The sequence below is a fragment of the Nitratireductor aestuarii genome, assembly GCF_014641695.1.
Lineage (GTDB): Bacteria > Pseudomonadota > Alphaproteobacteria > Rhizobiales > Rhizobiaceae > Chelativorans > Chelativorans aestuarii.
Window position 1 is genome coordinate 1 of record NZ_BMIF01000034.1, and the last position, 5,517, is coordinate 5,517.

A 5,517-nucleotide genomic window follows, 5' to 3' on the forward strand; every position below is an offset into this window, starting at 1 on the left:
GCTCACCCGAGACCCCCTGTCCCCTTCAAAAATCTCCATCTGTCCAACTGTCCTTATGCCTGGGAATAAGGACAGGGTCTGAACAGTTTTATCCAATATTCACAGGCGGCCTCGCTCGGACGGATACCTTATTTCGCGTAAGAAATCGCCTGAAAACACCTTTACATCATGTTGACAAAACAGGACCGGAAAAGAAAACGCTCAAAACGTCAACATGCCCTGAAGCTGATATGGATGAAGGGTGCAAGCTGAATTCCTATGCGTCCGCCAAGTAATGCCCGGCGAGACTAAGATCATCCAATATCTCCTAGCCGTGCGAGAGACGCGTCAAAAGGTCAGCAATGACAAGGCCCATCGACCGACTCCACCTGATCTTCTGACCAATACCGGGCGTCGGTCTAAGTCTCCTGTGGTGCAGGTCTTGCAATAGCAGTCATGTGCATCGTTGCGGCTATGATCAAGATCATGTGGAACACAGCGAAGCGTCTGTGCCGATGAACTAATCAAGGAAGCCTCTAAATCCCTGGGCCACCTGTTGCGGGGTGAGCTGTCCTAACAACTGCGCGCTTCGAGCGCATGTTCGTTCGGCTCTGCGGGTGCACTACCTCTCACTTGCAGCCGAGAAGTAACAATCTGTTAGAAGTCGGCACGCACGCACGCCAGCAGCACGATCTGAATAGTCCACAAGCGGTCTTAAAACGCCTTTCTAGCCTTCGCCCGAAGGCTGCAAAACCTACATAAGTAAATGCTTACTTATTGTTTTTATTGCGTTTTTTTACATCACCCACTAGACATCGGCCGGAATTGGACTCAAAAAGCTGAATAGCTAATAGGCAACAGCTCAGGAGTTCAAATGCCTACCTACATCCCTGATTGGATCTATGACCGGCTGGTCAAAGCACTTGAGGCTATCGAGCCTTGTCCCTTAACCGGCGACAGATCCGCCAAGATCAATGAAGCTCTCTGCATGATTGGAGGTGTATGGCCGGAAAGCGTCCGGGTTGATGCTGCAAATGGGCGGCTTCCGTAACCGCAGACGAATTTTCCGACAGCAATCATTTTTCCGTTAGGTTCTGATTGACACGAGGGACTCAACTTCGTTATAACCTGATCATCACGAAAAATCAGGAGGTGATCATGGCTCTATCCAATGCAGAACGGCAGCGCAGACACTATGAGAAGCAGAAGGAGGCCCGAAAGAAGCCCGGCGATATCACCGCCGCTCTTCAGACAACGCCGTTCTTCGAATTCTACGGTGAGCATCCAGACACGGACTCTTTCGAGCTGCCGCTACAGCTAGCCAACTTGAACGTTCCAGTGTTTGCCGATGACGGTCCGGCCGTGTTTCCGCCCGAGGTTCATGGCCTAGACTTACCGAAAGCGGATAACTCTATTGAGCGTGCCGAATTGATCGTTGCATCCTTGATCGATGCGGCCGCGGGCTTGGCGAGCATCATCAACGAATACAAGCGAAAGGAGATCGTAGACCGGATAGATGAGATTGAAACTGGTGACCTCACAACGCCAGAAGCGCGCAAGCAAGCACTCAACGACATAGTGCAACTTAAGAGGATGCTGCAGCAGTTAGATAAACAGGTTCGGTGGACCTTCCCGCAGTGGAAGGTGCTGAAGTGAGAAAAGATGAAAATGAAAACGGCGTGGGAAAGTTTGGCGACCACACCACACCGTTTTCAGCAAACCCCATCAGTATGGAAAATGACGGAGATACCTTCATGAATAGCACGGATGTAAGCAGAGCTTCAACGGCGAAAGCCCCGCAGTGTATCAACCAGGTTGATAACGAGGCGCTTGATAGGATCGACGATCTACCGGAAGAAATCATTGAATGCGAGTTGGAGGAGCTTCAGTATGGCGATAACGCCGTTGTGGAGTTCGATGAGGCGGACGCTGCTTCGGTAGAGACCACTTCACTGCCGAAAAATAACAATGTGATAAATATGGCCTCGGCCAAGGCAAAGCCAGTGAAGGCGAAATCAGCCGCGTCGATTACCACGAACCAGGATGGCGCAGAAATTACGCCGCGCGAGCTTCTGGAGGAAATGGACGCGACAGCAAACAGGATACGCGACCTACACGGGAAAGGGTCAGCAGTTCTTGTCGCTATTGGTAGAGACCTGATCGCCATGAAAGACCGGCTTAAACATGGCGAGTTCACCAAATGGTATAGAGGTGAGTTCGGTTGGAACGCGATGGACGTTAAGCGCTACATGGACGGCGCACGGGCATGGGATGATATTCGCAAGCTTGAGCCTGAGGCCGAGGTCAAAGTTATTCCGCAAACGCTCCTTTACAGCTTTGGTAAGCTATCGGAATCACAACAGCTTCAAATTGCCCAGGCGGCGAAGACTGGTAGGAAGCTCAAGGCGGATGATTTCAAAAAGGCCAACACGGCAGCAAGCCCGCGCAAAACAGACAAGGGTGAGGCTGAAGCGCTGGCAAACCTAATCGCCGGCCTTCTGGATAGAAGCGCAGCTGAGAGGGTAGCTAGCAGCCGGGGCTTTGAAGTTCGGAGTTTTGGCAGCCTCCTCCAGAAGGCAATAACAGCCACTTTCTCGGGCAATTCGTAGTCGAGCCCAATACTGCCTGGGGCGGTTCTATTTTATGGTCTATCCCAGATCACCTAGCTGATGCACTGCAGCAGCCTAAATCGCTGTGACTTGAACAATGAGCTAGAGCGCTCAGCGCCAGGCAGCCTTTAATCAGAGCATGAGCACGACTAAAGGGCATCGGATAGTCGTGCTCATACTCCCCCTACCTATACTTAATGACAGGACAAGTCATGGCAAAGAGTAGAGAACGGTTACCGGCTATCCTTTACCGTCGTGTATCAACCGAAAGACAAGGGAGAACTGGCATAGGACTGCCCGCACAAACCGTTGCAGTCAAAGCCTATGCTGAGCAAGAAGGATACACCATTATTGCCGAATACCAGGACGTATGCACCGGCAAGGGTGAGGAAAGCGCCTATGAACGTTCCGGGCTACAAGCTGCAATAGCAGAAGCAGCATGTAAGAAAGTTCCCATACTGGTATATGATTTTGACAGGTTCTCTCGACACACTAGCAGCGCCGAGGAAATCGTTCAGACAACCAATGTTATAGTAATTTCCACCCGCACCGGCGAGCGAGGTAGCCCATCCACTATTGCCTCACGAGTCGCATATGCCCAGGAAGTAGGAGAGCGCATCTCGATAAATACCAAGAATGGTATGGCGAGAAGCAAGGATGAGGGGGCTGTCTTTGGCAATCCCAACATCTCGGAAGCTCAGAAACGCGGTGTAGAAGCACGGCAGCTTCAAGCTCGGAAACGCGTGGAAGTGATAGAGACAGTGCTGCAGGAATTTCCGGAGAAGCTAACTCATCAGGAACTGGCCGACATCTTAAACCAGCGAAATATTCCTACTGCTTTCGGCAAGCTATGGACTGCAAAATCTATACGTAGACCTCGAAGAGACGCTGAGCGACTACTCCAGGAGAAAGCCAAAGCCCAAAAGCAAGAGGATGAGCATTACAAGAACCACCCACTCTATGGTCGCTTCTGAGATCCATACACGGAACGTTCCTCATCCGGTTATATCAGCGGAGTAGCCGTCCAAGGTGGCTACAGGCTGAATGACTCAGGGGAGCGCACTGGGTGAGCGCCGTCCATTTTTCGACACCTAACCCATTCGAGAGGCAAATGCCCGCCAGTGAGCTTCCCTGCGTCGTTTAGAGCACATCTAGTTGAAGCTTCTCCGGTCAAACAGCGGCCCGCTTGATGCGCATAGTTCAGCTGCGCAGATCAGACCCATCTGCCACCGAAAATAACAATGTGTTAGAAACAACCGCGTCAGCCTGCTCTGCTATAGGTTTCGAGACATTCTGAGGACTCCGGATGTCGTGGCGAACGCCCAGCGGTTAGTTTCCTTGAGTTGAACTGAGCGCCGGTGAGTAGCGCATCTTCAGGCGAGGCAGCACCTGACCTGAGTTCTCACTCGCACATTCTTCAAAGATTCAACTGAGGTTATTTTTTTCCGGACTTGGCTAGTTTCTTTTTTTGCATAAGCCTCCCGGCGCTTCGCAAGTTTTTCCTGATGTTCGAGCTCCGCAATGCGCTCTCTCTCATATTTTCGACGCAGCAGGGCTGGCGCGATCAACCAGGTCGGACGCCGCAGACCGAATAGTCAGCCAGTCTCCGCCTTGTCTGGTGGATCAGCCATCAGCGCGGCGTCCTTGCACGAGCAGTCGCCTTTGACTCTTACAAGCTCACCGGCACGATCGGTGGCGTCAGAGCCTCCGACAGCATCCGATCCGCAAACGCTCGCCAGCGAGCTCTCTTGAGTCATACAGAGCATTCTGACGCGCACCGGACGCTATCCAACGGCTGCAGACTCGTTGAACTCACGAATTACCTGCACAAGCTTTTTCGCGCGCTCGATTTCAAACACTTGTTGCGGTCCCTCTGGGGCAATGTCGATGAATGGGCTTTCGTAGAGAAGAGCCGGGTCCATTACGCCTTTCTCGGTAAGGTGCTCGATCACCATGTCGAGGAACTCGATTTGGTCGGCGGTGGCACCGGTATCCGCAATGAAGTCTGAGAATGCTTCTGCCACTGCCGAGCGGTCCAGACCCACCAGTGAACGAACGAAGGCACCAAGACCACTGGCGACTTGGGTGGCTTTCTCATAGTGTTTCTGGTCACCTATCCCCGCCGACAGCAGCATGGTCTGGAGTTCTTCGATGTCAGTCGCCGTCAACGGCTTGCCGTGGCGCAGCTTGGCGATGACGATGTGGTCCTCGTGTTCGCGGAGAAAGTGCCGCGCTTTGCTCTTGAAACGAGAGAAATCCACCTCACCCACCTCCGGCAAATCAATCTCAGCGCTAGCACCAAGCTCGTCCTCGAAATCCGTGTAAACGATCTTGCGTTTGCCCTTCTCGATATGCTGGACGAGACCGCGAAGCCTTAGGCGCACCAGTTCCAGAACCGGCACAGTGATACCTTCCCACCAGGCGTCGGAAAGTATGTCGAGGATGAGCGGATGCTGCGCCGCGATGATCGGGATGGCTGTCTGCTCGTCCAGCGCGGAGGCAATCTCGAGCAGTTGCTTCTTCAGTCGATCGAAGCTTTTCGAACCCTTCAAAAGCGCCAGCTGGAGATTGAAGATGAGCAGATCGAAGCGCTTCGCTTCTTCCGGCTCTCCCTTTACCTGGCTTGGCAGCGGCGCGACGTCGATGAGGAGTTCGTCACGCACCTCGTCCGTTAAGTCGTTCCAGGCACCAGCGTCCTTGTATTTCTCCACCGCGCGACGCTTGCCGCGCACGATGAAGTTGTCGAGGTTCATGGCCGCAACATACGTTCGCAACGTATTCAGCGCATCGTGACGGATGGTTTGTTGGTTTCCACGCGGAACTGAGCCGGTTTTTCCACCGAGAAGTGAGCCACCTCTAAGTATGGTTTTCTGATCAGGCTTTGGTCAATGGGTTGGTCTTTTCTCCTCTCTTTTGCGCTGCTGCGGCC

General features: G+C 52.9%; 4 protein-coding genes. 3 read left to right on the forward strand and 1 reads right to left on the reverse strand.

Annotation, left to right across the window (positions count from 1 at the left end; translation table 11 throughout):
• The first annotated feature begins 1,137 nt into the window (after positions 1 to 1,137).
• From IEX27_RS20845 to IEX27_RS20855, 3 genes are all read left to right on the forward strand, one after another.
• The gene (locus tag IEX27_RS20845; RefSeq protein ID WP_188722999.1) at positions 1,138 to 1,635 is read left to right on the forward strand and encodes a hypothetical protein; all 498 of its coding nucleotides are present in this window, start codon (positions 1,138 to 1,140) and stop codon (positions 1,633 to 1,635) included.
• Complete coding sequence (locus IEX27_RS20850) at positions 1,617 to 2,588, forward strand: hypothetical protein (protein ID WP_188723000.1); 972 nt, start codon at positions 1,617 to 1,619, stop codon at positions 2,586 to 2,588. Before IEX27_RS20845 ends, IEX27_RS20850 begins: the two co-directional genes overlap by 19 nt.
• Before the next feature lie 212 nt (positions 2,589 to 2,800).
• Complete coding sequence (locus tag IEX27_RS20855) at positions 2,801 to 3,562, forward strand: recombinase family protein (protein WP_188723001.1); 762 nt, start codon at positions 2,801 to 2,803, stop codon at positions 3,560 to 3,562.
• Between the two features lie 810 nt (positions 3,563 to 4,372).
• Here the strand turns inward: IEX27_RS20855 and IEX27_RS20860 are convergent.
• Entirely contained in the window at positions 4,373 to 5,341 is a 969-nt protein-coding gene (locus IEX27_RS20860; protein WP_244630492.1) for a type I restriction-modification enzyme R subunit C-terminal domain-containing protein, read from the reverse strand.
• Between the last annotated feature and the right edge of the window lie 176 nt (positions 5,342 to 5,517).